The organism is Amycolatopsis sp. NPDC101161 (genome assembly GCF_044768185.1).
In the GTDB taxonomy this organism is placed as follows: Bacteria; Actinomycetota; Actinomycetes; order Mycobacteriales; family Pseudonocardiaceae; genus Amycolatopsis.
Window position 1 is genome coordinate 867,997 of record NZ_JBIWPI010000003.1, and the last position, 26,226, is coordinate 894,222.

Genomic DNA, 26,226 nt, shown 5'->3' on the forward strand with positions numbered 1-26,226 from the left:
AGGAGAACGCCATGACCGAAGACCTCGCGGTCGCCGCACCGGCCCCCGCCACCGTCACCGACCCGCGCGCGGGGAGCTTCCGCGTCGATGCCCACCACGGCGAGATCCTGCAAGGGGTCTTCGTCGCCGACGGCCGGCTGCGCCGCGGCCTCGTCACCCTGCCGTGCCCGCTCTACAGCACCCGCGCGACCTTCCTGCCCACCGACGACGCCGGCACGACCGTGCGGCCCGCGTGGCGCAGCAAGGCCCGGCGCGCCGCCGACCTCACGCTGGCCCGGCTCGGGTACCCGGTGCCGGGCGGCCTGCTCGACATCACCAGCGACATCCCGCTGTGCCGCGGCTTCGGCTCGTCGACGGCGGACGTGACGTCGGCGATCGGCGCGGTCCTCGCCGCGACCGGCCGCCGGCTTTCCCCGGCCGAGGTCGGCGCGCTGGCGGTCGAGGCCGAAACCGCGTCCGACTCCCTCATGTACGGCGGCCGGGCGGTGGTCTTCGCGCACCGCGAAGGCGAGCCGATCGAGGACCTGGGCGAGCTGATGCCGCTGTCCGTCCTGGGGTTCGGCACCAGCCCGGGCGGCCGCGGTGTCGACACCCTCGAACTCACGCCCGCGCGCTACACGTCGTGGGAGATCGAGGCCTTCCGCCCGCTGCGTGGCCTGCTTCGCCGCGCCGTGCGGGACGGCGACGCGGGCCTGCTCGGCCGCGTCGCCACCGCCAGCACCCTGCTCAACCAGCGGCACCTGCCCGTGCCGGGGCTGGACGGCATCCTCGCCGTCGCGCGCGCCGCCGGGGCCGTCGGCGTGCAGGTCGCCCACAGCGGCGACGTCGCCGGCCTGCTCTTCGACGCCACCGACGCCGAAACCCCGGCGCGGCTGGAGTTCGCCGCGACGCGGCTCGACGTGACCGAGACCTGGCAGTTCGAAACCGAGAGGTGAGTCCGATGACCCTTGCCGCACCCGTCAGCCGGTCCGTCGTGGAGGCGACCGAGCTGCCCCGGATCATCCGGATCCGGCCCAACTTCCACGTCGCCGCCTTCGGCCTGATGAAGCTGCTGCCCGCCCGGTTCATGCTCGACCGCGCCGAGGAACGCGGCGAAGTCGGACCGGGCACGACCGTGCTCGAGACGTCGTCGGGCACGTTCGGCCTCGGTCTCGCGATGGTCTGCCGGCTGCGCGGCTACCCGCTCACGATCGTCGGCGACCCGGCGATCGACGCGCCGCTCAAGCGCCGGCTCGAACACCTCGGCGCCCGCGTCGAGATCTGCCCGGAGCCCAGCCCGGTCGGCGGGTACCAGCGCGCGCGGCTCGACCGGCTCGAGGAGCTGCGCGCGGAGTACCCGAACCACTGGGTCCCGGGCCAGTACAGCAACCCCGACAACCCGCGGTCGTACGCGCTGGTGGCCGAGCAGCTCGCCGAGACCATCGGCGTCCCGGACTGCCTGGTCGGCGCGGTCGGCTCCGGCGGGTCGACGTCCGGCACGAGCTCCTTCCTGCGGATGCTCGTCCCCGACCTGACGCTGATCGGCGTCGACACCCAGCGCAGCGCCATCTTCGGCCAGCCGGACGGGCCGCGCGTCCTGCGCGGGCTCGGCAACAGCCTGGTGCCGCCGAACGTCGACCACGGCAGCTACGACCAGGTGCACTGGATCGGCGCGGCCGAGGCGTTCGCCGCGACGCGGGACCTGTACGCCCGGCACTGCCTGTTCATGGGCCCGACGAGCGGCGCCTCGTTCAAGGTCGCCGACTGGTTCTCGCGCCGCAACCCGGACGCCACGGTCGTCGCGCTGCTGCCGGACGAGGGCTACCGCTACCAGGACACGGTCTACTCCGACGAGTGGCTGCGCGCGCAGGGACTGGCGCACGCCGGCGCGGCCGAGCCGTACGAGGTCGTCGAGCCGACCGAGCCCGGCGGGTCGTGGACCTGGCTGAACTGGGGCCGGCGCTCGCTGGCCGACGCGTCATGACGCGCACGCTGCTGCTCGTCGAGAGCAACACGACCGGCACCGGGCGGCTGTTCGCCTGGCAGGCCCGCGCGCTCGGGTTCGAGCCGGTGCTGGCCGCGGCCGACCCGTCCCGCTATCCCTACGCGGCCGAAGACGGCGTCCGCGTCGTCCAGTGCGACACGGCCGACGCGTGCGCGGTCCTGGCTGCGGAGATCGGCGAACCCGCCGGGGTGACCAGCAGTTCGGAGTACTTCATCCCGGTCGCGGCCCGGATCGCGGCGAAGCTGGGGCTGCCCGGACCCGACCCGGTCGCGGTGGCAGACTGCCGGAACAAGGCGCACCAGCGGGCGGTGCTCGGGGCGCCGTGCACGGTGGCGACCTCCGTGGAAGAGGCGGTCGCCGCGGCGGCCGAGTTCCCGGTGGTGCTCAAGCCGGCCGAGGGGTCGGGCAGCGTCGGCGTGCTGCGGTGCGAGACGCCGGAGGCGGTGGCCACCCAGGCGGCGGCGCTGCTTTCGGTGACGCACAACGAACGCGGGCTGCCGGTGCCGGCGCAGGTGCTGGTCGAGCCGTACGCGAGCGGGCCGGAGTACTCGGTGGAGATGTTCGGCGACGTCGTGGTCGCGGTGGTCCGCAAGCACCTCGGGCCGGCGCCGTTCTTCGTCGAGGTCGGCCACGACGTCCCGGCCGCGTTGCCTCCGGCGGACGAGACGGCGTTGATCGACACGGCCCGCGCCGCGGTGACCGCGCTGGGCCTGGGCTTCGGCGCGGCGCACGTCGAGATCCGGCTGACGCCGTCCGGGCCGCGGTTGATGGAGGTGAACCCGCGTCCGGCCGGGGGCATGATCCCGGAGCTGGTCCGCGCGGCGACCGGCGTCGACCTGGTGGCGGCGCAGGTTTCCGCGGTGCTGGGGCTTCCCCCGGACCTCCGCGCCACTCGGCGGGCGTGCGCGTCGCTGCGGTTCCTGACGGCCACCGCCACGTCGGTGCTTTCGGCCGGGGACGCGGTGGCGAAGGCGTCGTGCGTACCGGGTGTGGCCGAGGCCCGGCTCTACCGCGCGGACGGCACGCTCGTCCGCCCGGCGCGCGACTACCGCGACCGGGCCGGGCACGTGCTGGCCGTGGCGGACCGTCCCCGCGGCGCCCGCGCGGCCGCGGTCGCGGGACTGGATCGCCTCCGCGCGGCTCTCGTGCCGGAAGGAGCACGCCGATGACCCTGCGGTTCCTCATCACCACCGTGGCCCAGACCGCCCGCGCCGATCGCGCGGACGACGAACGGGACGAAGAACGTCCCGCACCCCACCCGGAGACCCCGGAAGGAGCACCTCGATGACCATCGCCCCAGGCGGGACCGGCCGGCTCACCAGCCCCATCTCCGCCGCGGCCCGCGAAATCCTCTTCGACCGCGACACCGCCCCCGCCCCCGACCCCGTCGCCGCCGAGCTCGGGCTGATCAGCCAGGTCGACCGCGCGCACGTCGTGATGCTCGCCGAACGCGGCATCGTCGAGCCGGGGCCCGCGGCCGAGCTCCTGCGCGGCATCGAAACCCTGCGGGACCGGCGGTTCGCGCCGCTGCACGACGTCCCCGCACCGCGCGGCCGCTACCTCGCCTACGAGTCCCACCTCATCGACACCCTCGGCGCCGAGGTCGGCGGCATCCTCCACAGTGGACGCTCGCGCAACGACCTCAACGCCACCGTCGTCCGGCTGCGGCTGCGCGAACCGCACGAACGCCTGCTCGCCGAGTCCGACGCCCTCGGCCGCGCCCTGCTCGACCGCGCCCGGCGCTGGGCCGCTGTGACTATGCCCGCCTACACCCACCACCAGCCGGCCGTCCCGATCACCTACGGCCACTACCTCGCCGGGGTGGCGAGCGCGCTGGTCCGCGACGTCGAAGGCCTCTGGCAGGCCGGCGCCGAGATCGACCAGAACCCGCTCGGCGCGGGTGCGGTCGGCGGCACGTCCCTGCCAGTCGACCAGCACCGCACCACCGCGCTGCTCGGCTTCGCCACCCCGATCGCGAACTCGCTGCACGCCGTCGCATCGCGGGACCTGGTGCTGCGGCAGCTTTCCGCGGCCACCGTCCTCGGTGTCCTGCTCTGCCGCGTCGCCCACGACCTGCAGGCGTGGACCAGCGCCGAGGCCGGGCTGCTGCGGCTGGCCGACGACGTCGTCGGGTCGAGTTCGATGATGCCGCAGAAGCGCAACCCGTTCCTGCTGGAACACGTCCAGGGCCGGGCGCTCGCGCCGCTCGGCGCGTTCACGGCGTCGGCGAGCGCGATGGCCACCGCGCGGTTCACCAACGCCATCGCCGTCGGCACCGAGGCCGTCGCCCCGGCGTGGTCGGCGCTGGAAGCCGCGACCGACGCGGTCGTCCTGCTACGGCTGGTCGTCGAGGGCGCCGAACCGGTGCCGGACCGGATGTACGCGCGGGCCGTCGACGGCCAGACCGCGGCGACGCACCTGGCCGAACGGCTCGTCGACGCGGGCGTCCCGTTCCGGCAGGCCCACCACGAAGTCGGTGCCATCGCGAAGGAGGCCCTCGACGCCGGGGCGCCGTTGCACGAGATCGCCCGCGTCCGGCTGGCCGGGCAGCCCGAGCACGTCCTCGCCGCGCTCGACCCGGCCGAGGTCGCGCAGCACGCGGCGCACGGCGGCGGCCCGGCGCGGGCGTCCGTGCTCGCCGCCGTCACCGAAGCCGAGACGGCGTTCGCCCGGATCCGCGCCGCCGCGGAAGAACGCCGCTGGCGCTGGAGCCAGGCCGAAGTCGGCCTCGACGACGCCGTCCGAACCCTCATCCGCTGACCTCCGAGGAGCCTCTTGTGACCACCTTCGCCGACGACCTCGCGACCCTCCGCCCGGAGACCGCGTCCACTCAGGACACCTACGTCGAGCTGCGCAGCGACACGTTCACCCTGCCCACGCCGACCATGCTGGAAGCCGCCGCGCGCGCCCCGCTCGGCGACGACGTCTACGGCGAAGACCCGACCGTGGACCGGCTGGAGCAGCTCGCCGCCGAGCTGCTCGGCAAGCAGGCCGGCTGCCTGATGCCGAGCGGCACCATGGCCAACCTGACCGCGCTGCTGGCGCACTGCCCGCGTGGCGGCAAGGCGATCGTCGGGCACGAGTCCGATGTGTACGTCTACGAAGCGGGCGGCGCGTCGCTGTGCGGCGGCATCGTCTACGACCCGCTGCCGAACCTGCCCGACGGCACGATCGACCCGGCGGCCATCGCCGAAGCGTGCGCGGTGGACCGCAGCGACCCGCAGATCGCGCCGCCGGCCGTGCTGAGCCTGGAGACGCCGCAGAACCGGTGCGGCGGGCTGCCCCTGCAGCTGGACTACCTCAGCGAGGTGTCGCGGCTGATCCGGTCGCACGGCATCGCCCTGCACCTCGACGGCGCCCGGTTGTTCAACGCGGCGGTGGCGCTCGGCGTCAGCGCGGCCGAGGTGGCCAAGCACGCGGACACCGTGCAGATCTGCCTGTCGAAGGGCTTGTGCGCGCCGATCGGCTCGGTGCTGGTGGGCGACCGCGTGACGATCGCGGCGGCGCGTCGCATGCGCAAGATGCTCGGCGGCGGCATGCGCCAGGCGGGGATGATCGCGGCGTGCGGCATCGTGGCGCTGACGGACATGACCGAGCGCCTGGCCGACGACCACGCCCGCGCGGCGCGGCTGGCGCGTGGCCTGTCGCGCATCCCGGGCGTCCGGCTGGACCCGGGGCCGCCGTTGACGAACATGGTGTTCTTCAAGGTCCGCGACGACCGCTACACGACCCGCACGCTGATCGAGGCGGCCCGCCGTCGCGGGATCCGGGTGGAGGAGCTGGGCACGGACCGCATCCGCGCGGTGACGCACGCGGGCATCGACGACGACGCGGTCGACCGCGCGATCTCGGTGTTCGGCGACCTCCTGGGCCACGACGCGATGGTGCGCTGAGGCCCCGGCGGCCCGGGGCCGGGCGCGGGCCCCGGGCCGTCTAGGGTGGGCGGATGGGGAAGATCAGGCAGGTGCAGATCACGTTCGACTGCGCGGAACCCGAGCGCGTCGCCCGGTTCTGGTGCGAGGTGCTGGGGTACGTCGTCCCGCCGCCGCCTTCGGGGTTCGCTTCCTGGTCGGAGTTCGACGCGTCGCTGCCCGCCGACCGCCAGGGGGCGGCGTTCGCCTGCGTCGACCCGTCCGGGGTGGGACCGCGCCTGTTCTTCCAGCGGGTGCCGGAGGGCAAGGTCGTGAAGAACCGCGTCCACCTGGACGTGCGGGTGGGCACGGGGTTGGCGGGCCAGGAGCGGCTCGCGGCGCTGGAAGCCGAGCGCGACCGGTTGATCGCACTCGGGGCGAGCCACTTCCAGACGCTGTACGCCGACGGGTTCAACGAGTCGTGCATCGTCATGCAGGACGTCGAGGGCAACGAGTTCTGCCTCGACTGAGGCGCCTCAGCACAGCTTCCCGGTGTAGTAGGCCCCGCGGTAGATGAGCGCAGGCCCGAGGTGCGTTTCGCCCGGGCCGACACACCGGTTCTTGTCGGGTTCGCCCACCAGGTCCATGCGGATCTGGATGTGGGAGCCGTCCGACGTGCAGTGGCCGTAGTAGGCCTCGATGCCGCGGATGAAGTAGCCGCAGTTCGCTGTCGTGGTCGCCGCCGCCGGCGTGGCCAGCAGGGCGGCCGCGGCCGCTGCCACGCCGAGTGCCGCGGTGATGCGGGTGAACGTCATGGGTCCCTCCTCGGGGCGGCGGTCCGGCCGGTCCGGCAACCGCCGACCTGCCCACGCCCCGGACACGGGCCCGGTTGATCACGAACCACCGACGTCACCCGGATGGCCGCGCGTGCGTGCCCCGAGTCCCGGTCACCGGTTCAGACCAATTTCGGCCCGACTGGATCGAGCAAGTACCGGCGGCCCTACCCATCCCTCTCGATCACCGGTGATCCTGCCTGAGGTTCCCGCTCTCCGGGACCGCACTCGACCGAGGGGTGGGGTCATGAAACTCGCCGCCGCTTTCCTGCTCTTCCTGACGACGATCCTCACCGGCACACCAGCCGAAGCCGGGCAGACCTCGCTCAAAGCCGCCGACCCCAGCGTTCTCCGGGTCGGCTCCACCTACATCGGCGTGCAGTCCTCCGGCGGAGGGATCGTCGTGCGGCAAGCCACCTCACCGGACGGTCTCGCGAGCGCCACCGCGCGGCGGATCTGGTCGGACACCCGGGGGCTCGGGGAAGTCTGGGCGCCGGAGATCGTCACCGACGGCGGCCGCTTCTACGTCTACTTCACCGCCGGTACCGGGGCCGCGCACCGGATGTACGCCATCAGCTCGACCACCGCCGACAGCGGGTACACCGGCGAAACCCAGCTCGCCCTCCCCGACGGCAAGTGGGCCATCGACGGCACCCTCTTCACCTTCAACGGCCAGCGCTGGTTCGTCTGGTCCGGGTGGGCCGGCGACACCAACGTCGAGCAGAACCTCTACATCGCCCGGATGAGCAGCCCGACCCAGCCGACCGGCGCGCGGTACATCATTTCGCAGCCGCGTGAAAGCTGGGAGCGCGTCGTCGGCAACCCGTACATCAACGAGGCACCCGAGGCGATCAAGGACCCCAACGGCCAGTTGCACATCGTCTACTCGGCCAACGGCAGCTGGAGCGACCAGTACTGCATCGCCGAACTGCGGCTACGCGCCGGCGGCGACCCGACCTACGTGTGGGACTGGTACAAGTCGAACGGGTGCCTCTTCGGGTCGAACCGCGCCACGATGATGACCGGCTGGGATCCGACCCTGTACGTCAACGGGCCCGGCCACAACACCTTTGTCCTGCTCAACGGCGACATCGCGACCAGCCCGCCCGCCGGCCCGCGGTTCCCGCTGATGTTCCACGCCGTCCCGAAGGGAACGCCGTACTCCTGGGCGAACCGCTCCTGGTACACCGGCACGTTCTGCTGGTGGGGCTCGACGACCTACAGCCGCGCGAACGTCCCGGGCGCGAACACCGACACCGGGTTCAGCCTGAAGTTCTTCGAATGAGGGGACCGGCGGGCCGGGGCATGGCCCGCCGGCCGGTTCCTCACACCAGCGACGCCGTCAGGCCGCCGTCGAGGACGTAGTGGCTGCCCGTGATCCAGGTCGCGCGGTCGGACGCGAGGAACGCCGCCACCTCCGCGATGTCCTGCGGGGTGCCGAGCCGGCCCTGCTTCGCCGCGACGAGGTCGCCGAACGGGACCTGGGTCGCCGCCTCGAAGTCGGGGACCAGGCGCTCGACCATGGCCGTGTCCGCGAAGCCCGGGCACACCGCGTTCACCCGGATGCCGGCGGGCCGCATCTCGACCGCCGCGACGCGGGTCAGCTGGATGACCGCCGCCTTCGTCGCGCAGTAGGAGCCGAGCAGCGGGCTGCCGCCGATGCCCGCGATCGACGCGATGTTGACGATGTTCCCCTTGGACTCCACCAGGTGCGGGGTCGCCGCCTTCATCGTCACGAACGTGCCGCGCACGTTGACCGCGAAGATCTTGTCGAAGCTCTCCGTCGACTGCTGCAGCAGCGGCGACGACACCTCGATGCCGGCGTTGTTGACCAGGACGTCGAGGCCGCCGAGGAGGTCGACCGCCTGCTGGATGGCCGCCTGGACCTGGCCTTCGTCGGTGACGTCGCAGTTGGCGACGCCGGCGGCGCCGATCTCGTCGGCCGCCTGCTTGGCCGCGTCCGCGTTCACGTCACTGATCACGACCCGGGCGCCGCGTTCGGTGAACAGCGCCGCGATCGCCTTGCCGATGCCCGCGCCGGAGCCGGTGACGAAGACGCGCTTTCCCTCGAGTTCGGACATGCTGGTTCCTCTCACATCGCTTCGATCTTGGGCAGGATCTCTTCTTTGAGACGCTTCATGTCGTCGAGCGTCTTCGCAACCGGGACGTCCTGGAACGGCGGCCACAGGAACGGCATCGTCAGCCCGGCTTCCTTGTAGCGCTTGAGCTGGTCGGTGATCTGCCCTTGCGACCCGACCAGCAGGTTGGTGCCCTTGCCCAGGAACGACTGGTCCATGTCCTGGTCGGTGATGACGAACCAGATCATGCTGGAGATCTCGAGGTCGTCGACCGAGCGCGGGGTGTCGAGGGCTTCCAGTTCGCGCTGGATCTCGGTGCGCCACTTCTTGATGTCGTCGGGCGAGTCCTGGATGCCGATCCAGCCGGCGAGGTTGTACTTGGCGATGCGGCTCGCCGAGCGCTTGGCGTCCTTGAGGCCGCTGAAGAAGATCGGCGGGTGCGGCTTCTGCACCGGCTTCGCGCCGAACCCGCTGCGCTGGAAGTCGGCGAACTCGCCGTGGTACTCGAACAGGTCGTTGGTCCAGATGCCCTGCATGATCTCCAGGGTTTCGCGGACGTGCTTGTGCCGCTTCGGGTAGATGTGCGACGCGCTCGCGGCGGCGAACTCCTCGGGCATCCAGCCGGAGCCGACGGCGACGTTCAGCCGGCCGCCCGACAAGTGGTCGATGGTGGCCAGCTCCGCGGCGAGGACGCCGGGGGCGCGGTAGGGCGTGTCGATGATGCTCATCCCGATCCGCACCTTCGACGTCTTCGCCGCGAGCCAGGGGATGAGCGGCATGCCCTGCAGGAACTCGCCCCGCGAGCTCACCGGCAGGCCCTTGGGGAACCCTTCGATCATGCCGAAGGCGTGCTCCATCTCCTCGGTGTCCGACGTCTCCGGGACGATGATCCGGTCGAGCGTCCACACGGAGTCGAAGTCGAGGTCCTCGGCCAGGGCGGTCAGGTCCTCGAGCTCCCGCACGGTCACCTTGTCGCGGAAGTTCGGCAGGTAGAGGGCGAGTTTCATGGTGTTCCTTCCAGCTGGGTGGTGAGGGTCGTGCGGATCTCGGCCTTGAGGACCTTGCCGACGGTCGAGCGGGGGAGCTCCGGCCAGACTTCGATCTGCTTGGGCGCCTTGACGCTGCCGATCCGGTCCTTGACGAACGCGACCAGCTCGCCGGCGTCCAGTTCGGCGCCGGGTCTCAGCTGGACGACGGCCGTGACGCGCTCGCCCCACTTGTCGTCGGGCAGGCCGATCACGGCGCAGTCGCGGACGGCGTCGTGGGCCATCACGGCCTGCTCGACCTCGGCGGAGTAGACGTTGAACCCGCCGGTGATGACCATGTCCTTGGCCCGGTCGACGATGTGGAGGAAGCCGTCGCCGTCGAGGAAGCCGATGTCGCCGGTGTGGTGCCAGCCGTGGGCGGACGCCTCCGCCGTGGCTTCCGGGTTGCGGTAGTAGCCCGCCATCACCAGCGAGCCGCGCACGCAGATCTCGCCGCGTTCACCTTGCGGTACCGAGTTTCCATCGGCGTCCAGGATCGCCACCGTGACCAGCGGCGACGGCCGGCCCGCCGACGACAACCGTCCCGTGTGGACGGTGCCGTCCGGGTGCCGGTGCTCGGCCGGCGACATCGTCGAGATCATCATCGGGGCCTCGGACTGGCCGAAGAGCTGGGCCATCGGCCCGATCCGGTCGAGGGCTTCGGTGAGCCGGGCCGTCGACATCGGCGCCGCGCCGTACCAGAAGCACTGCAGCGACGAGAGGTCCGTCGTGTCCAGGGCGTCGTGGCCGAGCACGAGGTAGATGAGCGTCGGCGGCAGGAACGTGTGGGTGACGCGGTGGCGTTCGATGAGCTCCAGGAACTGCCCGACGTCGGGTTTGGGCATGATCACGACCTCGCCGCCGCGGGCGAGGACCGGGAAGCACAGGACGCCGGCCGCGTGGGTCAGCGGGGCGAGCGCCAGGTACACCGGGCGGCCCTCGAAGGGGTAGCTCATCAGCGTGATCGCCGACATGACCTCGAGGTTGCGGTCGGTGAGCATGACGCCCTTGGGGCGGCCGGTGGTGCCGCCGGTGCCGACGAGGGCGACGACGTCGTCGGGCTGGGCGGCCGCGGCGGAGGGGTCGTCTTCCGCCTGGCCGATCCAGTCCCGGAAGCCGGGTGCGAAGCCGTCGCCGTCGCCGAGGCGGACGAGCGTGGTCAGCTTCGGCAGGTTCGGGGCGATCTTGCCGACCAGGTCTTCGAAGGCGGGCTGGAAGATCAACGTGGTGCAGTCGAACAGGTCCAGCAGCTCGGCGTTCTCGCCGGCGGCGTTGCGCGGGTTGATCGGGCACCAGACGGCGCCCGCCCGGGAGATGCCGAAGACGCAGGTGAACGCGGTCGGGTCGTTGGCCGAGAGGATGCCGACCTTGTCGCCGGGCGCGACCCCCGACCGGCGCAGGGCGCGGGCGACGGCCTCGGCGAGTTCGACGACTTCGCCGTAGGAGCGGGAGACCCCGTCGAGGGTGAGGCAGGGCGCCCCGGGGTCCAGTGAGGCGCCTTTTTCCAGGTAGAAGAACAGAGACATCGTCGTCCCTTCCGAACTCCGCCGGCGGCTGGTGACGACCTTGGCCGCCGTTTGGACGAATGTCAAGATTTTCTTGGACGATTGGTCAGAGAAGGTTGCGATGGTATGTTCGGCCGGTGACCAGCGCAGCCGCCGTGAGGCGCCGAGTCGACAAGTTCGAGGACCGCCGCCGGGAACTGGCCGACGCGGCGCTGCTCGCCTTGGCCGACCTCGGCTACGCCCGCACGAGCCTGCGCACGATCGCCGAGCACACGAAGTTCTCGCACGGGCTGCTGCACTACTACTTCGCCGACAAGGTCGAGCTGATCACCTACTGCGTGCGGCGGTACAAGGAAGCGTGCGTGCAGCGGTACGAGGGCGGGGTCGGGCACGCCGACACCCCCGAGGACCTCGCCGCGGCGTGCGCCGGCGGTCTGGCGGCGGCGCTCGAGGAAGCCCCGCTCATGCACCGGCTCTGGTACGACCTGCGCACGCAGTCGATGTTCGAGGAAGCGTTCCGCGCCGACGTCGCCGAGATCGACACCGGGCTGCAGGACATGATCTGGCGCAACGTGTCGGCGTACGCCGAGCTCGCGGGCGCGTCGCCGAACTGCTCCTCGTCGGAGGCGTACGCGCTCTTCGACGGCCTGTTCCAGCAGGCGCTGCTGCGCCACCTGTCGGGGACGCCCGAAGCACTGGACGACTTCCGCGCCGGTGTCCGCGAGCTGTTCCCGCGGCTGGTCGGCTGAGCCTGCTCGCTACCCGGCGCCGGGTTCGGTGAGCACGCACCGCGTCCCGCGGTAGATCGTCGGCATGCAGCGGTTGCAGTGGACGCACAGGCCGCGGACGTCCGCGTCCGCCCGCATGCGGTGCACCAGATCGGGTTCGCGCAGCAGCGCCCGAGCCAGCGCGACGAACGCGAACCCCTCCGCCATCGCCCGGTTCATCGTCTCGACCGTGGTGATCCCGCCGAGCAGGATCAGCGGCATGCTCAGCGCGGCGCGGAACTGGCGGGCCCGGTCGAGCAGGTACGCCTCGCGGTACGGGTACTCGCGCAGGAAGAACCGGCCGCCCACGCGCAGGCCGAGCCGCGCCGGCTGGGGGAACGCCGCCGCGAAGTCGCGGACCGGGGCGTCGCCGGTGAACAGGTACATCGGGTTGAGCAGCGAACTGCCCGCGGTCAGTTCCAGGGCGTCCAGGCCGCCGTCGGCTTCGAGCCACCGGGCGACTTCGATGCTTTCGTCCAGCCAGAACCCGCCGGGGACGCCGTCGTCCATGTTCAGCTTGGCGGTGATCGCCAGGCGGTCGCCGACCGTGTCGCGCACCGCCCGGGCGATCGCTCGCGCGAGGCGGGCGCGGTTGGCGAGGCTGCCGCCGTAGCCGTCGGTGCGGTGGTTGAGCCGCGGGCTGAGGAACGCGCTCACGAGGTAGTTGTGTCCGAAGTGGATTTCCACGGCGTCGAAGCCGGACGCCAGCGCCGTGCGGGCCGCGTCCGCGTGCGCCTCGACGATCCGGGTCAGGTCGTCGGCCGTGGCGGCGCGCGTCGGACGCAGGCCGAGCGGGCTGAACCGGCGGGTCGGCGACAGCGCGGGCAGCCGGTTGGACGCCGCGTTCGCCACCGGCCCGGCGTGCCCGATCTGCGCGCAGGCCGCCGCGCCTTCGGCGTGGATCGCGTCGGTGAAGCGGCGCAGTCCCGGGACGGCCTCGGGCCGCATCCAGATCTGGTGGCGGTCCGTGCGGCCTTCCGGGGACACCGCGCAGTACGCCAGCGTGGTCATCCCGACGCCGCCGCGGGCCGGCCGCCGGTGGTACTCGATCAGCTCGTCCGTGACGAGCGCGTCCGGCGTCCGGCCTTCGAACGTGGCCGCCTTGATGACGCGGTTGCGCAGCTCGACCGGGCCCAGCCGGGCCGGGGCGAACACGTCGGGGGCGCTCACGGCGCGTCCAGCCCGGCGACGACGAACGACCGCACCGCGGCGAGCGGGAGCCCCGGCGGCCGGGGTGCCGGCGCGGCGGGCGTGCCGAACACCTGCAGCAGCAGCTGGAACGCGAGCGTCCAGCGGGCGGCCGCCTGCTCGGCGGTCAGATCCGGCCGGGCCGCGCGCAGCAGCCCGACCCACGGGTCGAGGCTGAACCACGGCGACTGCCAGTGCATCCGTTGCCCGGAAAGGAGAACCCGGCCGAGCAGGTGCAGCCGGAGGTGGCCGACCGGGTCCGCGGCCAGCCCGGCCAGCGGCTCCAGGACGGCGTCGGCCAGGTCCGCCGCGGCGGGCACCCAGCCCTGCTGCCGCCGGCGCTCGACGTCGTCGAGCACGTCCCGCCAGACGGGCGCCAGCCGGTCCTCCAGCATCGCCGCGACCAGCGCGTCCTTCGAGCCGAAGTGGTAGTGGACGGCGGCCGGGTTGAGCCCGGCCGCCGTGCAGATCGCCCGGACGGACACGCGCTCGTAGCCGGTGTCCAGCAGCAGCCGTTCCGCCGTGGCCAGCAGCCGGTCCCGCGTCGAGTCGATCGTTTCCGCCATCCGCCGAGTACACCACCGCGCGGCCCGGCGTTCAAGCACTGATTCAATCAGTGATTGATTTCAGCTCCGGTCTTCGCCCGGACCTCGTCGAAGTCGACGTCCGGGGCGAGTTCGACGAGCTCGAGCCCGCCCGGGGTGACGTCCAGGACGCACAGGTCGGTGATGATCCGCTGGACGACGCCGCGGCCGGTGTAGGGCAGCGTGCACTCGTCGAGGATCTTGGGCGAGCCGTCGCGGGCGACGTGCTCCATCAGGACGATGACCTTCTTCGCGCCGTGGACCAGGTCCATCGCGCCGCCCATGCCCTTGACCATCTTGCCGGGGATCATCCAGTTCGCGAGGTCGCCCGAGGCGGAGACCTGCATCGCGCCGAGGACGGCGGCGTCGATCTTGCCGCCGCGGATCATCCCGAACGACATCGCCGAGTCGAAGAAGGACGCGCCCTTCCGGACGGTGACGGTCTCCTTGCCGGCGTTGATCAGGTCCGCGTCGACCTCGTCCTCGGCCGGGTAGGGGCCGACGCCGAGGATGCCGTTCTCCGACTGCAGGACCAGTTCGACGTCGTCGGGGACGTAGTTGGGCACCAGGGTCGGCAGGCCGATCCCGAGGTTGACGTAGTCGCCGTCACGCAGCTCCGCGGCGGCGCGGGCGGCCATCCGGTTGCGGGTCCAGGCCATCTCAGGCGCCCTCCTCGGCGATGCGCACGGTGCGCTTTTCGATCGGCTTGTCCGCGGCCTGCGCGGGCGTCAGCGCCACCACGCGGTGGACGAACGCGCCGGGCAGGTGGACGTCGTTCGGGTTCAGCTCGCCGGGCTCGACCAGCTCCTCGACCTCGGCGACGGTGACCCGGCCGGCCATCGCGGCCAGGGGGTTGAAGTTGCGGGCCGCGTCCTTGAAGACGAGGTTGCCGTGCCGGTCGCCGCGCCAGGCGCGGACCAGCCCGAAGTCGGCGACGATCGCGCGTTCGAGGACGTACTCGTGGTCGTCGAACGTCTGCTTCTGCTTCGCCGGGCTGGACTTGGCGACGGTGCCGTCGGCGGCGTACTTCCACGGCAGGCCGCCGTCGGCGACCTGGGTGCCGACGCCGGTGGCGGTGAAGAACGCGGGGATGCCGGAGCCGCCGGCGCGCAGCCGCTCGGCGAGCGTGCCCTGCGGCGTCAGCTCGACCTCGAGCTCGCCGGACAGGTACTGGCGCGCGAACTCCTTGTTCTCCCCGACGTAGGAGGCGACGACGCGGCGGAGGCGGCCCGCCCCCAGCAGGACGCCGAGGCCCCAGCCGTCCACACCGGCGTTGTTCGACACGACTTCGAGGTCCGTGGTCCCGGCTTCGAAGAGCGCTTGGACGAGAACGGCGGGCACCCCGCACATCCCGAACCCGCCGACGGCGAGCGTGGCGCCGTCGGGGACGTCGGCGATGGCTTCCCCGGCTGAAGCGAACACTTTGTCCATGGCGGTCATCAGACTTCGGTGGGTCGGCTGTGGTCAACCAGTGAACGCCTTTGAGCTGGGAATCGTTCGTCTGGTGGTCGGTTTCGGTGGGGTAGTGTCCGGTGAGTGGACGCACCTGTGGATCTCGTCGGGCGGGCTCATTCGGCTTTGCGGGCCGTTGCGGCGTTTGAGCCTGGTGGGGCTACGACGACTGCCGTGGCCCGGGAAGCCGGGTTGCCGCGGCCCACCGTGCATCGGCTGCTGACTTCGCTGCAGGGGGTCGGGTTGGTGGAGCGTGACGCCGATCGCTGGGTGCTGGGGCCGGAGCTTTACTTCCTCGGGGTTGCCGCTTCTCGGCGTTACGACGTCACTGAGGCCGCGTTGCCGGTTGTGCGGCGGTTGGCTTTGGCTACCGGGGAGAGTGCTTTCTTTTCCGCGCGGCGGGGGGAGGAGACTATTTGTTTGATTCGGGAAGATGGGGCTTTTCCGATTCGGAGCCATGTTCTGTTCGAGGGGGCTCGGTTTCCGTTGGGGGTTGTTTCGGCGGGGATGGTGGTGCTGGCTCATCTGCCGGATCGGGAGGTTGATGAGTATCTGGCTCGGGTGGATCTGGTTGCCGATCATGGGCCGCAGCATCACGTTGATGAGATTCGGCGGCACATCGCTTTGACTCGTCAGCGGGGGTATTCGGTCAATCCGGGGCTTGTGGTGGAGGGTAGCTGGGGTTTGGCGGCTGCTGTTTTCGATCAGGGTGGGTCGCCTCGGTGGGCTTTGACTTTGACCGGGGTTGAGCATCGGTTTGGGGCTGATCGGATTCCGCAGTTGGGGGCTTTGTTGCTGCGGGAGGCTCATGGGCTTTCGGAGACTTTGGCCCGTGGTCGGTCGTGAGTGAGGAACAGTGTTCTAGCCCTGTTTCTCACTCACGACCGTCGGTGGGCCTTCTTCCGGGCTTGGTTTGTTCGCAACCCCGAAGCCTGATTGTGACTACGGCCGGCGGCACCGCGTCAAGGCGGGAAAGCGTGCCTTGACCCGGCACCGCCGGCCGTGTTCTGGCTTCGGATCGGGGTTGCGGGAGGGTCTGGGCTCCGGTGGGACCCTTTGCGCGTCTGGTGGCTCGCTGAGCTGGCGCTCAGCCTCGCGGCCCGGTCGCTCGCTGAGCTGGCGCTCAGCCTTGCGGAGGGCTCAGCCGAGCTGGGTGCTCAACCTCTGCGCGGCCGCCATCACCAATCTTCCCAGCTCGTCCGGGTCCGGCGCCTCGAACAGCGACAACCCGATGCTCGTCTCCGGCTGGTCTCGCCCCGTGCGTACTACCGCTGAAATGCCCGTTATGCCCGGTGCTATCTCGCCCTTCGACACCGCGTAGCCCCGCTCCCGCGCCAAAGTCACCTCCGCGCGCTCGCCCTCCAGCGGTGGCCCGGCCGCCAGCAGGGCCAGGCCCGCCGAGCCTCGGCCGATCGGGTCCAGCTGCCCTGAACGGAATGCCACGTGCATCGCCGCCCTTCTCGGCTCCACGATCATCAACATCCGGACCTGGTCCGCGTTCTCGCGCACCACCAAGTGGGCCGATGCCTGGGCCGAGTCCGTCAGCTCCTCCAGCACCGGTCTCGCCAGCGTGCGCAAGTCCTGCTCCACCGGCTCGGCCAGCCTCACCAAGCCCGTGCCCAGCGAGATGCGCTTGAAGCGGTCGCGGCGGCACAAGTAGTGCGCCTCCAGCGTCCTCACCAGGCGGTGCGCGACCGTCCGGTGCACGCCTATGCCGTCCGCTATCTCGGTCAGCGTCAGGCCTCCCGGGTGCTGGACCAGCAGCTCCAGCACCTGCAGCCCGTGGTGCAACGTCTTCGATGTCCCGGACGCGGGCAGCGTCGATTCCAACACGCGGCTCCCTTGACGACGCGAAAGTGGCGACCTACTGTCCTACACATATTCGCACACTGCGTGCGAATATAGCACGTTTAGGCAACAGGGACAACGGAGGTTCCGATGGTGGCGACCGAGGACGTCGTGGCCGTGCACCAGCTCTACGGCCGGCAAAGCCACGCCATCGACTCCGGGCGCGCCGCCGAGTGGGCCGCCACCTTCACCTCCGATGGCGAGTTCCACTCGCCGACCTATCCCGAGCCCGCCGTCGGCGCCGGTGCACTGACCGCGTTCGCCGAGCGCTTCCACGCCTCCGGGGAGACGCTCAGGCACGTGGTCAGCACGATCCACGTCCGCCCGGGCGATACCGCGGACACCCTGCGCGCCGATGCCTACCTGCAGATCGTCGCCAGTACGCACCTGGTGCGCCTGACCGTCCTCGAGGACGAGCTCGTCCGCGCCGGGGATGGCTGGCTCGTCCGGCGGCGCACCGTTCACCGCGATTCCTGATCCACCACGAAAGAAGAGAGAACGAACGATGACGACCCACGAGCCCACCGGTCCCGGGCGGGTCCTGCACCAGCCGGTCACCACGCTGTACCCCGAGTTCCCCGGCGAGGTCGCCGTGGTCACCGGCGCCGCCCGGGGCATGGGTGCCCGCTTTGCCGCCGCCCTGGCCACGCGCGGGGTCGACGTCGTCGGTGGCGACATCGACGGTGACGCCATGGCCGCCACCGCTGCCGAGCTGACCGCGGCCCTGGCCGAAAACTCCCTCGAGGCCAAGCCTGGCCGGATCGTGCCCGCCACTCTCGACGTCACGAAGGCCGGTGACCACCTCGCCCTCGCGCAGCGCGCGGTCGACGAGTTCGGGCGGATCGACTTCTGGGTCAACAACGCCGGCATCTTCCCCTTCGCCGAGGTCCCCGAGATCACGCCGGAACAGATCCGGGCGACGCTCTCGGTCAACGTCGAGGGCGTGCTGTTCGGCGCCCAGGCCGCCGCGAAGCACATGCGTCCGGGTAGTGCGATCGTCAACATGTCCTCGGTGTCGGCCGTGCGCGTGCGCAAGGGCCGCGGCGCCTACTGCAGCTCCAAGGCCGCCGTCGCGCACCTCACCGAGTCGCTCGCCGTCGAGCTCGGCGACCAGGGCATCCGCGTCAACTCGATCGCGCCCGGTTACATCGACACCGAGATGACCCGGTGGATCCAGGACGACGCCCCCGCGCTGGCCAAGGCCCTCGACGCCGTCCCGCTGCACCGGATCGGCTCGCCCGAAGAGGTCGCCGGCGTGCTGCTGTTCCTGCTCTCGGACAGCGCCCGGTACGTGACCGGGCACAGCATCGCCGTCGACGGCGGGTCCCGTCATGTCTGAGTACCCGGACGTCGTCCTCGTCACCGGTGCGGCGGGCGGCATGGGCGCGTCCCACGCCCGCGCGCTCGGTGCCCTGGGCGTCCACGTCTGCGTCGCCGACGTCGCCGATCCGTCCGATGTGGTCGGCAAGATCGTCGCCGACGGTGGTTCGGCCTCGGCGCACCACCTCGACGTCACCGACGCCGCGCAGTGGGACGCCGTGATCGCGGAAATCAAGGCGCGGCAGGGAAAACTCGGCGGGCTCGTCAACAACGCCGGGATCTCGCGGCGGCTGGAGTTCCTGGACACCACCGCCGAGGTGTGGGACCGGGTTCTCGCGGTCAACTTGAGCGGACCGTTCCACGGGATGCGCGCGGCCGCCACGCTCATGCGCGACTCCGGGGGCGGGTCGATCGTCAACATCTCGTCGATCTCCGGGCAGATCGGGTACTTCTCGCCCGCTTACTCGGCCAGCAAGTGGGGCCTGACGGGACTGTCCAAATCGGCCGCCGGGAACTTCGCGCGGTGGGGCATCCGGGTCAACTCCGTCCACCCCGGACTCGTCGGCACGGCGCTGCTGGCCGGGGCCGACAAGTTCGTGCAGTCCGCTGTGGACAGTGTCCCGGCCGGACGCATGGGCCGCCCGGAGGAGATCACGGACGCCGTGCTCTTCCTGCTGTCGGACCGGTCCACCTACATGACCGGGAGCGAGGTCACCGTCGACGGCGGCCTCGTCTCCAACGGGCTCTACCACCGCATCGTCGCGGAGTCGGGAGGTGACCTCGGATGAGCGCCGAGGAGTACGACGTCGTCGTCGTGGGCGGCGGGGGAGCGGGCCTCGCCGCGGCCGTGTCCGCCGCCGAGCGCGGCGCGTCCGTCCTGCTGTTCGAGGCCGAGAAGGAGCTCGGTGGCTCGACGCAGCTGTCGGCGGGCATGTTCACCGCCGCCGGCACCAGTGTCCAAAGGGGACTGGGCATCGAGGACACGCCGGAGAAGTTCTTCCAGCACTACATGGACCTGAACCAGTGGCAGCTCAAGCCCGGGCTGGTCCGCGCGTTCTGCGAAGAGGCCGGCCCGGCGCTCGAGTGGCTGATCGGGCTGGGCGCCGAGATCCCGGCGAAGGTGTCGCACAACGCGCACTCGCCGGGCCTCACCCGGGCCGGGGTCGAGGACGTCTGGCGCGCGCACGTCCCGAAGGACCAGGGCTACGGCCTCGTCCAGGTCCTCGACCGGGCGAGACGCAAGGCCGGCGTCGAAGCCGTGCTGAACACGCGCGTGGAACGGCTGCTCGTCGACGGCGGGCGCGTCACCGGCGTTGTCGCCGACGGCATCGAGGTCACCGCGAAGGCCGTGATCGTCACGACCGGCGGGTTCGCCCAGGACCCGGCGCTGGTCACGCGGTACTACCCAGCCGCCGACGCCGCGGGCGATGACTTGTTCGTCGTCGCGGCGGACGGCTCGCGTGGCGACCACCTGGCGTTCGGCACGCAGGTCGACGCCGCCATCGCCGGGGACGGCTGGGGCCTGCTGCTGCCCACCGTCTACTTCCAGCGGCTGCACCACTGGCAGTCCGGCTTCCCGCCGGTGTCGCGGATCATGGTCAACGCCCACGGCCGCCGGTTCATGGACGAAGACGCCTCCTACGCCGTGTCGGGCGGGATCATCGACCTCCAGGACGGTCCCGTGTGGACGGTCTTCGACGAGCAGGCCCGCCTGAGCCTGCCCGCCGGGTACGCGCACTGGGACGCCGGCCACGTCCTGGCCGAAGCCGAGGCCGGCCGGACGGTCCGCGCCGACAGCGTCGAGGAGCTGGCCGGGAAGCTGGGCGTGCCCGCCGGCGCGCTCCGGGCGACGATCGACCGCTGGAACGCGCACCTGCCCACCGGCGAGGACCCGGACTTCCTGCGCCACGAAACCCTGAAGGCCAAGGGCCGCACCGAACCGCCGGAGCCGCTCGGGAAACCGCCGTTCTACGCGGCCCGCACGCGGCCCGCCGAGCTCGTCTGCACCCACGCCGGACTCGAGATCGACGGCACCGCCGCCGTCCTCGACGCGCGCGGGGAGCGTGTGCCCGGCCTGTTCGCCGCGGGGGAGGCCGGAGCCGGCGTGCTCGGGCCGCGGTACGTCGGCGGCGGGAACGCCGTCGCCAACGCCATCACCATGGGCCGGGTCGCCGGCCGCACCGCCACCCACTCACCGTCGAGGAGCACCCCATGACCGTCCACACCGGACCCGCGAGCGTCGCGGTCGGGAGACGCACCGTCCGCAAGGTCGCCGTGCGGATCATGCCGATCGTCGGCCTGCTCTACATCTTCAACTACATGGACCGGGCCAACATCGGCTACGCCCAGCTGGGCATGGGCAAGGAACTGGCGATCAACGCGGCCACGTTCGGAGCCGCGTCGGCGATCTTCTTCCTCGCCTACGTCGTGTTCGAGGTCCCCAGCAACATGATCATGAAGCGGGTCGGCGCGCGGCTGTGGCTGAGCCGGATCGCGGTCAGCTGGGGCATCGTCACGGTCGTGACCGGGTTCGTCGCGAGCACGACGCACCTGTTCATCGCCCGGATCGTGCTCGGCATCGCCGAAGCGGGGCTGTTCCCCGGCCTGCTGCTGTACTTGACGCTGTGGTTCCGCGGCAAGGAACGCGGCCGCGCCATCGCGACGCTCGCCCTGGCCCAGCCGATCGCGCTGATCTTCGGCAGCCTCACCGGCGGCTGGATCCTCGACCACGCGCACTGGTTCGGGATGAGCAGTTGGCAGTGGGTGTTCGTGCTGCAGGGCGCGCCGGCCGTGCTCATCGGCGTCGTCACGTTCCTGTGGCTGCCGGACAAGCCCGCCGACGCGAAGTTCCTCACCACCGAGGAACGCACCTGGCTGCAGACCGAGATCGACAAGGAGTACGTGCCCGAGGAGAAGGAGACCTTCCTCGGCCAGCTGAAGGCGGTCCGCAACGGCAAGGTGCTGCACCTGGCGTTCTCCAACCTGTTCATCGCGTGCGGGCTGTACGGGCTGACGTTCTTCCTGCCGCTGATCGTGAAGCAGCTCGACCCGAAGTACTCCTCGACCAACATCGGGCTGCTCGGCGCGATCCCGTACGTCGTGGGCGCGGTCGGCATGCTGCTGCTCGCCCGCAACTCCGACCGGACCGGCGAACGCAAGGGGCACGTGATCGCGCTGGTGCTCGTCGCGGCGGTGGGCTTCTTCGGCGCCATCCAGTTCAAGTCCGTGCCGGCGTTGTCGCTGATCAGCCTGTCGCTGGCGGCGATCGGCGTGCTCGGCTACCTGGCGCCGTACTGGGCGATGGCGGCGAAGGTGCTGTCGAAGGAACACACGGCCGTCGGGCTGGCCGCGATCAACTCGATCGCGGCGCTGGGCGGGTTCTTCGGCCCGTACGCGATCGGCTTGGCGGCGACGGACACCGACGTCACGGTCGGGCTGTACTTCCCGATCGGCTGCCTGGTGCTCTCGGCGATCATGCTCGCGTTCCTGAAGGTGCCGCGCGAGCGCAACTAGTTTCGATATTGACCAGTTGGTAGGGTGCGGGCATGGAGGCGGAGCTGGACTTCTGGTCGTTCGTCGAGCTGGCCAACCGCCGGCTCGCGACGGAGTACGGCTTCCGCCACCAGCTGGCCACCGAGGTGCTGCTGACCCTCAACCGGGCGTCCGACCTGGTCACCTACGACCTGGAGGCCGCGGTGCACCGGCCGCGCGGGCGGTCGTGGTCGGCGTTCCGGCTGCTGTTCGTGGTCTGGCTGGCCGGGCCCCTGGAACCGAAGAGCGCCGCCCGGCTCACCGGGATGAGCCGGGCGGCGGTGTCGAACCTGATGAAGCCGCTCGTCGCGGACGGCCTGCTCGACCGCGCCCCGGACGAGCGCGACGGCCGCTCGGTCCGGCTGTCGCTGACCGACGCGGGCCACGAAGAGATGGTGTCGGTGTTCCGCGAGCACAACGAGCGCGAGTTCGGCTGGACCGGCGCCCTCACCGAGGAAGAGCAGCGGATCCTGGTGCTGCTGCTGGGCAAGCTGATCACCGGCCGGGCCGGGGCCGACACCCGCAGCCGCAACTAGGCCCTACCCGCGGAGCGGGCCGGGGGCTAGGCTGCCCAGAAGATAGTAAAAGCGTGAACTAAATCGGCCAGGAGGCGAACCATGGCGTACTACCGCCGAGCGGGGACCATCCCGCCGAAGCGGCACACCCAGCACCGCACCCCCGAAGGCGGGCTGTACTACGAAGAGCTGATGGGCGAGGAGGGCTTCTCCTCGGACTCCTCGCTGCTCTACCACCGCGGGGTGCCCTCGGCGATCGTCGGCGCGACGCCGTGGGACCTGCCCGACCAGACGCTCACCGAGAACCGCCCGCTGGTGCCGCGCCACCTCAAGCTGCACGAGCTGTTCGCGGGCAACGACTGGAAGAGCGCCGACGTCGTCACCGGCCGGCGGCTCGTCCTGGGCAACGGCGACGTCCGCATCTCCTACGTCGCGGCGGGGGAGACCTCGCCGCTCTACCGCAACGCCGTCGGCGACGAATGCGTGTACGTCGAGTCCGGCGAAGCGCGCGTCGAGACCGTGTTCGGCCTGCTGGAGGCCCGGCAGGGCGACTACGTGATCCTGCCGCGCGCGACCACGCACCGCTGGGTGCCGACCGGTGACGAGCCGCTGCGCGCGTACGTCGTCGAGGCGAACTCGCACATCACGCCGCCGAAGCGGTACCTGTCGAAGTTCGGGCAGCTGCTGGAGCACGCGCCCTACTGCGAGCGCGACCTGCACGGCCCGGAGGAGCCGCTGCTCGCCGAGGGCGAGGACGTCGAGGTGCTGGTCAAGCACCGCGGCTCGCGCGGCATCACCGGCACCCGGTACGTCTACCCGACGCACCCCTTCGACGTCGTCGGCTGGGACGGGTTCCTCTACCCCTACACGTTCAACATCGCCGACTTCGAGCCGATCACCGGCCGCGTGCACCAGCCGCCGCCCGTGCACCAGGTGTTCGAGGGCCAGAACTTCGTCATCTGCAACTTCGTGCCGCGCAAGGTCGACTACCACCCGCTCGCCGTGCCGGTGCCGTACTACCACTCCAATGTGGACTCCGACGAGGTCATGTTCTACTGCGGTGGCAACTACGAGGCTCGCAAGGGCTCAGGGATCGCCCAGGGCTCGATCAGCCTGCACCCGGGCGGGCACAGCCACGGCCCGCAGCCCGGCGCGGTCGAACGCTCGCTCGGCGCGGAGTTCTTCGACGAGCTGGCCGTCATGGTCGACACGTTCCGGCCGCTCGAACTCGGCGAGGGCGGGCTGGCGAGCGAGGACCCCGGCTACGCCTGGACCTGGTCCGGACGGGGGCCGGTGGCGTGATCCCCGACCTCTTCGCCGGGCTGTGCGACGACGCCGCGGTGTTCCCGCCCGGGCTGGCACCGCTGCCGGACGCCGTCGCCGCGCACGACGGGCACACGAAGGCCTGGTACCGCGACCTCGTCGGCCCGCTGGTGCTCGCGGCCCCGGCGCTCGACGCGCTGGCCGACCTGCTCGGGTCGCGCGAGAACCCGCTGCCGGTCGCGGTGACGCTGCCCGGCGGTCCCGCGCAGCTGCCCGGCGTGCTCGCCGCCGTGCCCAGCCTGCCGGTGGACCTGCGGGCGCTGGAGATCGCCGTGCCGGACGGCATGGGACCGGACGAAGTCCTCGACGCCGTGGCGGCCGCGACCGCGCCGGTGTACGTCGAGATCCCGCGGGACGACCGGCGTGGCCCACTGCTGCGGGCGCTCGCGGGGACGGGCCACCGGGCGAAGTTCCGGACCGGGGGCGTCCGCGCCGACCTGTATCCGTCCGAGGCCGAGCTGGCCGCCGCGATCTGCGACGCCGTCGACGCCGACGTCCCGTTCAAGGCGACCGCGGGGCTGCACCACGCGCTGCGCAACACCGACCCGGAGACCGGGTTCGAGCAGCACGGGTTCCTCAATCTGCTGCTCGCCGCCGGCGACCCCGACCACGCCGAGGCGCACCTGGCCGAGCGGGACGGCGCGGTCGTCGCGGGGCTGGTCCGGGACCTCGACGCCGGCGTCCGCACGCGGTTCGCGTCGTTCGGCACGTGCAGCATCACCGACCCCCTGACCGAGCTGGCCGCGCTCGGCCTGCTGCCCCGAGGAGAGGCATGACCACGATCGACATCCCCGCCGGTTCCCCGTTCGGCACCGCGAACCTGCCCTACGGCGTGTTCTCGGTGGGCGGCGACGCCCCGCGCGTCGGCGTCCGCGTCGGGGACTCGGTGCTCGACCTGGCTCGCGCGCTCGGCGACGACGTCTTCGCCGCGCCGACGCTGAACCCGTTCATGGCGCAGGGGTACGACCGCTGGGTGGCCGTCCGTTCGCTGGTGACCGAGCTCGTGGCCGGCGAGGTCCCGGACGACGCCGTGCACGCGGTCGCCGACGTCACCCTGCACCTGCCGATCGAGGTCGCGGACTACGTCGACTTCTACGCGTCCGAGCACCACGCTTCGAACGTCGGGCGGCTGTTCCGGCCGGACGCGGAACCGTTGCTGCCCAACTGGAAGCACCTGCCGGTCGGCTACCACGGGCGGGCCGGGACGGTCCTGGTGTCGGGCACGGACGTCGTCCGGCCGAGCGGCCAGCGCAAGGGCGACCCGGCGCCGGTGTTCGGCCCGAGCACCCGCCTGGACATCGAGGCGGAGCTCGGCTTCGTCGTCGGCACGGGCACGCCGCTCAACACTCCGATCGCGCCGGACGACTTCCCGCGGCACGTGTTCGGCGCGGTGCTGCTCAACGACTGGTCCGCGCGCGACATCCAGGCGTGGGAGTACGTCCCGCTGGGGCCCAACCTGGGCAAGAGCTTCGCGACGTCGATCTCGGCGTGGGTCGTGCCGATCCTCGCGCTGGAGGCCGCGCGGACCCCGCTGCCCGGCCAGGACCCGGAACCGCTGCCGTACCTGCGGGAAAGCCGGCCGTGGGGGCTGGACGTCGAGCTGGTCGTCGAGTGGAACGGCCAGGAGGTCAGCCGCCCGCCGTACCGCGAGATGTACTGGTCGCCGGCGCAGATGCTGGCCCACCTGACGGTCAACGGCGCGTCCTCGCGCACCGGCGACCTCTACGGCTCGGGCACGATCTCGGGCCCGGAGAAGCACCAGCGCGGCGCGTTCCTGGAGCTGAGCTGGGGCGGCAAGGAACCGCTGACGGTCAAGGGCGAGGAGCGCAGCTTCCTGGAGGACGGCGACGAGGTGGTGATCACCGCGACGGCCCCGGGCGCGAACGGGGAGCGCATCGCCTTCGGCGAGGTCCGCGGCCGCGTCCTCCCGGCGGGCTGAGCGGGGCCGGTGCCCGGTCCGGCAAACACCTTTCCCGGGCACCGGCAATTCGGCATCGCCGTCGTTCCCGGCTATTTCCCGGCGAATTCGGCGCGGTTCTTCGGCGCTCGTCAGGAACAAGATTGACCAACTTCGCCCGAGTTCGGTCAGTTGATCACGGACCGCCGGTGCGCGAGAGCGCCACACGGTGCGGTCGTTTTGCGTTAAGATCGGCCTCGAGGGGATCCGACGCAGGGAGTGTCCTTGCGAGTACAGGGGGTGGAGCCGCTCGAAGGCGGCCGCGGGGCCGGCGTCGGCCCCCGTGCGCGCTCATTCCGATCGGCGCTGGGCACGGGACGTGCGACCGGCGTCCGAATAGGAATTGCGCGCGAAAGCGGATTCATACCAATGTTTGACGCAGGTTATCCGCTTTGACCGGCTTCGGAGCCCGTGCTACTGTGAAATCTTGTCCGTCAACGTCGACGCGCACAATCCGAATTCTTC

General features: G+C 71.4%; 28 protein-coding genes. 19 read left to right on the top strand and 9 right to left on the bottom strand.

Features of this window, described 5'->3' with window-relative positions; all coding sequences use genetic code 11:
* The first annotated feature begins 11 nt into the window (after window positions 1-11).
* Genes ACIRSS_RS25650 through ACIRSS_RS25680 form a run of 7 tightly spaced genes read left to right on the top strand, consistent with a single transcriptional unit; the run spans window position 12 to window position 6,365 of the window.
* The gene (locus ACIRSS_RS25650; protein WP_400899085.1) at window positions 12-935 is read left to right on the top strand and encodes a kinase; all 924 of its coding nucleotides are present in this window, start codon (window positions 12-14) and stop codon (window positions 933-935) included.
* Between the two features lie 5 nt (window positions 936-940).
* Complete coding sequence (locus ACIRSS_RS25655; protein ID WP_400899087.1) at window positions 941-1,963, top strand: pyridoxal-phosphate dependent enzyme; 1,023 nt, start codon at window positions 941-943, stop codon at window positions 1,961-1,963.
* Window positions 1,960-3,153: an ATP-grasp domain-containing protein gene (locus tag ACIRSS_RS25660; RefSeq protein ID WP_400899090.1), complete on the top strand. Its 1,194-nt coding sequence runs from the start codon at window positions 1,960-1,962 to the stop codon at window positions 3,151-3,153. The genes ACIRSS_RS25655 and ACIRSS_RS25660 overlap by 4 nt, the downstream gene beginning before the upstream one ends.
* Complete coding sequence (locus ACIRSS_RS25665; protein WP_400899092.1) at window positions 3,150-3,272, top strand: hypothetical protein; 123 nt, start codon at window positions 3,150-3,152, stop codon at window positions 3,270-3,272. Before ACIRSS_RS25660 ends, ACIRSS_RS25665 begins: the two co-directional genes overlap by 4 nt.
* Complete coding sequence (locus tag ACIRSS_RS25670; RefSeq protein ID WP_400899093.1) at window positions 3,269-4,744, top strand: argininosuccinate lyase; 1,476 nt, start codon at window positions 3,269-3,271, stop codon at window positions 4,742-4,744. The genes ACIRSS_RS25665 and ACIRSS_RS25670 overlap by 4 nt, the downstream gene beginning before the upstream one ends.
* A 17-nt stretch (window positions 4,745-4,761) precedes the next feature.
* Window positions 4,762-5,877: a GntG family PLP-dependent aldolase gene (locus ACIRSS_RS25675; RefSeq protein WP_400899095.1), complete on the top strand. Its 1,116-nt coding sequence runs from the start codon at window positions 4,762-4,764 to the stop codon at window positions 5,875-5,877.
* A gap of 53 nt (window positions 5,878-5,930) precedes the next feature.
* Window positions 5,931-6,365: a VOC family protein gene (locus ACIRSS_RS25680; RefSeq protein WP_400899097.1), complete on the top strand. Its 435-nt coding sequence runs from the start codon at window positions 5,931-5,933 to the stop codon at window positions 6,363-6,365.
* Window positions 6,366-6,371: 6 nt separating this feature from the next.
* On the opposite strand, the gene ACIRSS_RS25685 is transcribed toward ACIRSS_RS25680, so the two are convergent.
* Window positions 6,372-6,650, bottom strand: a complete 279-nt coding sequence (locus tag ACIRSS_RS25685) for a DUF6355 family natural product biosynthesis protein (RefSeq protein ID WP_400899099.1) — start codon at window positions 6,648-6,650, stop codon at window positions 6,372-6,374.
* Window positions 6,651-6,915: 265 nt separating this feature from the next.
* Here ACIRSS_RS25685 and ACIRSS_RS25690 point away from each other — a divergent pair, with 265 nt between their 5' ends.
* Window positions 6,916-7,953, top strand: coding sequence for a glycoside hydrolase family 43 protein (locus ACIRSS_RS25690; RefSeq protein ID WP_400899101.1), 1,038 nt, complete (start codon window positions 6,916-6,918; stop codon window positions 7,951-7,953).
* Window positions 7,954-7,993: 40 nt separating this feature from the next.
* Here the strand turns inward: ACIRSS_RS25690 and ACIRSS_RS25695 are convergent, their stop codons facing one another.
* Genes ACIRSS_RS25695 through ACIRSS_RS25705 form a run of 3 tightly spaced genes read right to left on the bottom strand, consistent with a single transcriptional unit; the run spans window position 7,994 to window position 11,297 of the window.
* Window positions 7,994-8,749 (bottom strand): SDR family NAD(P)-dependent oxidoreductase, encoded by a 756-nt coding sequence (locus ACIRSS_RS25695; RefSeq protein WP_400899103.1) that lies wholly within the window; start codon window positions 8,747-8,749, stop codon window positions 7,994-7,996.
* A gap of 11 nt (window positions 8,750-8,760) precedes the next feature.
* Window positions 8,761-9,753: an LLM class flavin-dependent oxidoreductase gene (locus ACIRSS_RS25700; RefSeq protein WP_400899105.1), complete on the bottom strand. Its 993-nt coding sequence runs from the start codon at window positions 9,751-9,753 to the stop codon at window positions 8,761-8,763.
* Complete coding sequence (locus ACIRSS_RS25705) at window positions 9,750-11,297, bottom strand: long-chain fatty acid--CoA ligase (protein WP_400899107.1); 1,548 nt, start codon at window positions 11,295-11,297, stop codon at window positions 9,750-9,752. The genes ACIRSS_RS25700 and ACIRSS_RS25705 overlap by 4 nt, the downstream gene beginning before the upstream one ends.
* Window positions 11,298-11,413: 116 nt before the next feature.
* Between ACIRSS_RS25705 and ACIRSS_RS25710 the strand changes: the two genes are divergently transcribed.
* A complete protein-coding gene (locus tag ACIRSS_RS25710) occupies window positions 11,414-12,025 on the top strand; it encodes a TetR/AcrR family transcriptional regulator (protein WP_400899109.1) in 612 nt (203 codons plus the stop codon).
* Window positions 12,026-12,034: 9 nt separating this feature from the next.
* On the opposite strand, the gene ACIRSS_RS25715 is transcribed toward ACIRSS_RS25710, so the two are convergent.
* From ACIRSS_RS25715 to ACIRSS_RS25730, 4 genes are read right to left on the bottom strand one after another with little or no spacing between them, the layout of a single operon-like run.
* On the bottom strand, window positions 12,035-13,213 hold the full coding sequence (locus ACIRSS_RS25715) for an NADH:flavin oxidoreductase (RefSeq protein ID WP_400899111.1): 1,179 nt from the start codon (window positions 13,211-13,213) through the stop codon (window positions 12,035-12,037).
* On the bottom strand, window positions 13,210-13,797 hold the full coding sequence (locus ACIRSS_RS25720) for a TetR/AcrR family transcriptional regulator (protein WP_400899113.1): 588 nt from the start codon (window positions 13,795-13,797) through the stop codon (window positions 13,210-13,212). Before ACIRSS_RS25720 ends, ACIRSS_RS25715 begins: the two co-directional genes overlap by 4 nt.
* Window positions 13,798-13,844: 47 nt before the next feature.
* Window positions 13,845-14,474, bottom strand: coding sequence for a 3-oxoacid CoA-transferase subunit B (locus ACIRSS_RS25725; protein ID WP_400899115.1), 630 nt, complete (start codon window positions 14,472-14,474; stop codon window positions 13,845-13,847).
* Between the two features lies 1 nt (window position 14,475).
* Window positions 14,476-15,246 carry a CoA transferase subunit A gene (locus ACIRSS_RS25730; protein WP_400899117.1) on the bottom strand — a complete coding sequence of 257 codons (771 nt, stop codon included), beginning with the start codon at window positions 15,244-15,246 and terminating at the stop codon, window positions 14,476-14,478.
* A gap of 105 nt (window positions 15,247-15,351) precedes the next feature.
* Here ACIRSS_RS25730 and ACIRSS_RS25735 point away from each other — a divergent pair, with 105 nt between their 5' ends.
* Window positions 15,352-16,113: an IclR family transcriptional regulator gene (locus ACIRSS_RS25735; protein ID WP_400899119.1), complete on the top strand. Its 762-nt coding sequence runs from the start codon at window positions 15,352-15,354 to the stop codon at window positions 16,111-16,113.
* A gap of 294 nt (window positions 16,114-16,407) precedes the next feature.
* On the opposite strand, the gene ACIRSS_RS25740 is transcribed toward ACIRSS_RS25735, so the two are convergent.
* The gene (locus ACIRSS_RS25740) at window positions 16,408-17,100 is read right to left on the bottom strand and encodes an IclR family transcriptional regulator (protein WP_400899121.1); all 693 of its coding nucleotides are present in this window, start codon (window positions 17,098-17,100) and stop codon (window positions 16,408-16,410) included.
* A 105-nt stretch (window positions 17,101-17,205) separates the two neighbouring features.
* Here ACIRSS_RS25740 and ACIRSS_RS25745 point away from each other — a divergent pair, with 105 nt between their 5' ends.
* From ACIRSS_RS25745 to fahA, 9 genes are all read left to right on the top strand, one after another.
* On the top strand, window positions 17,206-17,592 hold the full coding sequence (locus ACIRSS_RS25745; RefSeq protein WP_400899123.1) for a nuclear transport factor 2 family protein: 387 nt from the start codon (window positions 17,206-17,208) through the stop codon (window positions 17,590-17,592).
* 28 nt (window positions 17,593-17,620) lie between these two features.
* On the top strand, window positions 17,621-18,454 hold the full coding sequence (locus tag ACIRSS_RS25750) for an SDR family NAD(P)-dependent oxidoreductase (protein ID WP_400899125.1): 834 nt from the start codon (window positions 17,621-17,623) through the stop codon (window positions 18,452-18,454).
* On the top strand, window positions 18,447-19,223 hold the full coding sequence (locus tag ACIRSS_RS25755) for an SDR family NAD(P)-dependent oxidoreductase (RefSeq protein ID WP_400899127.1): 777 nt from the start codon (window positions 18,447-18,449) through the stop codon (window positions 19,221-19,223). The genes ACIRSS_RS25750 and ACIRSS_RS25755 overlap by 8 nt, the downstream gene beginning before the upstream one ends.
* Complete coding sequence (locus tag ACIRSS_RS25760) at window positions 19,220-20,650, top strand: FAD-dependent oxidoreductase (protein ID WP_400899129.1); 1,431 nt, start codon at window positions 19,220-19,222, stop codon at window positions 20,648-20,650. The genes ACIRSS_RS25755 and ACIRSS_RS25760 overlap by 4 nt, the downstream gene beginning before the upstream one ends.
* The gene (locus tag ACIRSS_RS25765) at window positions 20,647-21,948 is read left to right on the top strand and encodes an MFS transporter (RefSeq protein ID WP_400899131.1); all 1,302 of its coding nucleotides are present in this window, start codon (window positions 20,647-20,649) and stop codon (window positions 21,946-21,948) included. Before ACIRSS_RS25760 ends, ACIRSS_RS25765 begins: the two co-directional genes overlap by 4 nt.
* Before the next feature lie 32 nt (window positions 21,949-21,980).
* Complete coding sequence (locus ACIRSS_RS25770) at window positions 21,981-22,502, top strand: MarR family winged helix-turn-helix transcriptional regulator (protein ID WP_400899133.1); 522 nt, start codon at window positions 21,981-21,983, stop codon at window positions 22,500-22,502.
* Window positions 22,503-22,583: 81 nt separating this feature from the next.
* Window positions 22,584-23,783 (top strand): homogentisate 1,2-dioxygenase, encoded by a 1,200-nt coding sequence (locus tag ACIRSS_RS25775; protein ID WP_400899134.1) that lies wholly within the window; start codon window positions 22,584-22,586, stop codon window positions 23,781-23,783.
* Window positions 23,780-24,580 carry a hypothetical protein gene (locus tag ACIRSS_RS25780; RefSeq protein WP_400899136.1) on the top strand — a complete coding sequence of 267 codons (801 nt, stop codon included), beginning with the start codon at window positions 23,780-23,782 and terminating at the stop codon, window positions 24,578-24,580. Before ACIRSS_RS25775 ends, ACIRSS_RS25780 begins: the two co-directional genes overlap by 4 nt.
* Entirely contained in the window at window positions 24,577-25,743 is a 1,167-nt protein-coding gene (gene fahA, locus ACIRSS_RS25785; protein WP_400899138.1) for a fumarylacetoacetase, read from the top strand. Before ACIRSS_RS25780 ends, fahA begins: the two co-directional genes overlap by 4 nt.
* The last annotated feature ends 483 nt before the right edge of the window (window positions 25,744-26,226 follow it).

Coding starts and splice junctions, on each gene's coding strand:
- ACIRSS_RS25765 (WP_400899131.1), top strand. CDS start 20,647: ATGACCGTCCACACCGGACCCGCGAGCGTCGCGGTCGGGAGACGCACC.
- ACIRSS_RS25660 (WP_400899090.1), top strand. CDS start 1,960: ATGACGCGCACGCTGCTGCTCGTCGAGAGCAACACGACCGGCACCGGG.
- ACIRSS_RS25755 (WP_400899127.1), top strand. CDS start 18,447: ATGTCTGAGTACCCGGACGTCGTCCTCGTCACCGGTGCGGCGGGCGGC.
- ACIRSS_RS25770 (WP_400899133.1), top strand. CDS start 21,981: ATGGAGGCGGAGCTGGACTTCTGGTCGTTCGTCGAGCTGGCCAACCGC.
- ACIRSS_RS25720 (WP_400899113.1), bottom strand. CDS start 13,797: ATGGCGGAAACGATCGACTCGACGCGGGACCGGCTGCTGGCCACGGCG.
- ACIRSS_RS25745 (WP_400899123.1), top strand. CDS start 17,206: ATGGTGGCGACCGAGGACGTCGTGGCCGTGCACCAGCTCTACGGCCGG.
- ACIRSS_RS25690 (WP_400899101.1), top strand. CDS start 6,916: ATGAAACTCGCCGCCGCTTTCCTGCTCTTCCTGACGACGATCCTCACC.
- ACIRSS_RS25655 (WP_400899087.1), top strand. CDS start 941: ATGACCCTTGCCGCACCCGTCAGCCGGTCCGTCGTGGAGGCGACCGAG.
- ACIRSS_RS25650 (WP_400899085.1), top strand. CDS start 12: ATGACCGAAGACCTCGCGGTCGCCGCACCGGCCCCCGCCACCGTCACC.
- ACIRSS_RS25750 (WP_400899125.1), top strand. CDS start 17,621: ATGACGACCCACGAGCCCACCGGTCCCGGGCGGGTCCTGCACCAGCCG.
- ACIRSS_RS25680 (WP_400899097.1), top strand. CDS start 5,931: ATGGGGAAGATCAGGCAGGTGCAGATCACGTTCGACTGCGCGGAACCC.
- ACIRSS_RS25665 (WP_400899092.1), top strand. CDS start 3,150: ATGACCCTGCGGTTCCTCATCACCACCGTGGCCCAGACCGCCCGCGCC.
- ACIRSS_RS25730 (WP_400899117.1), bottom strand. CDS start 15,246: ATGGACAAAGTGTTCGCTTCAGCCGGGGAAGCCATCGCCGACGTCCCC.
- fahA (WP_400899138.1), top strand. CDS start 24,577: ATGACCACGATCGACATCCCCGCCGGTTCCCCGTTCGGCACCGCGAAC.
- ACIRSS_RS25700 (WP_400899105.1), bottom strand. CDS start 9,753: ATGAAACTCGCCCTCTACCTGCCGAACTTCCGCGACAAGGTGACCGTG.
- ACIRSS_RS25670 (WP_400899093.1), top strand. CDS start 3,269: ATGACCATCGCCCCAGGCGGGACCGGCCGGCTCACCAGCCCCATCTCC.
- ACIRSS_RS25760 (WP_400899129.1), top strand. CDS start 19,220: ATGAGCGCCGAGGAGTACGACGTCGTCGTCGTGGGCGGCGGGGGAGCG.
- ACIRSS_RS25725 (WP_400899115.1), bottom strand. CDS start 14,474: ATGGCCTGGACCCGCAACCGGATGGCCGCCCGCGCCGCCGCGGAGCTG.
- ACIRSS_RS25705 (WP_400899107.1), bottom strand. CDS start 11,297: ATGTCTCTGTTCTTCTACCTGGAAAAAGGCGCCTCACTGGACCCCGGG.
- ACIRSS_RS25695 (WP_400899103.1), bottom strand. CDS start 8,749: ATGTCCGAACTCGAGGGAAAGCGCGTCTTCGTCACCGGCTCCGGCGCG.
- ACIRSS_RS25685 (WP_400899099.1), bottom strand. CDS start 6,650: ATGACGTTCACCCGCATCACCGCGGCACTCGGCGTGGCAGCGGCCGCG.
- ACIRSS_RS25775 (WP_400899134.1), top strand. CDS start 22,584: ATGGCGTACTACCGCCGAGCGGGGACCATCCCGCCGAAGCGGCACACC.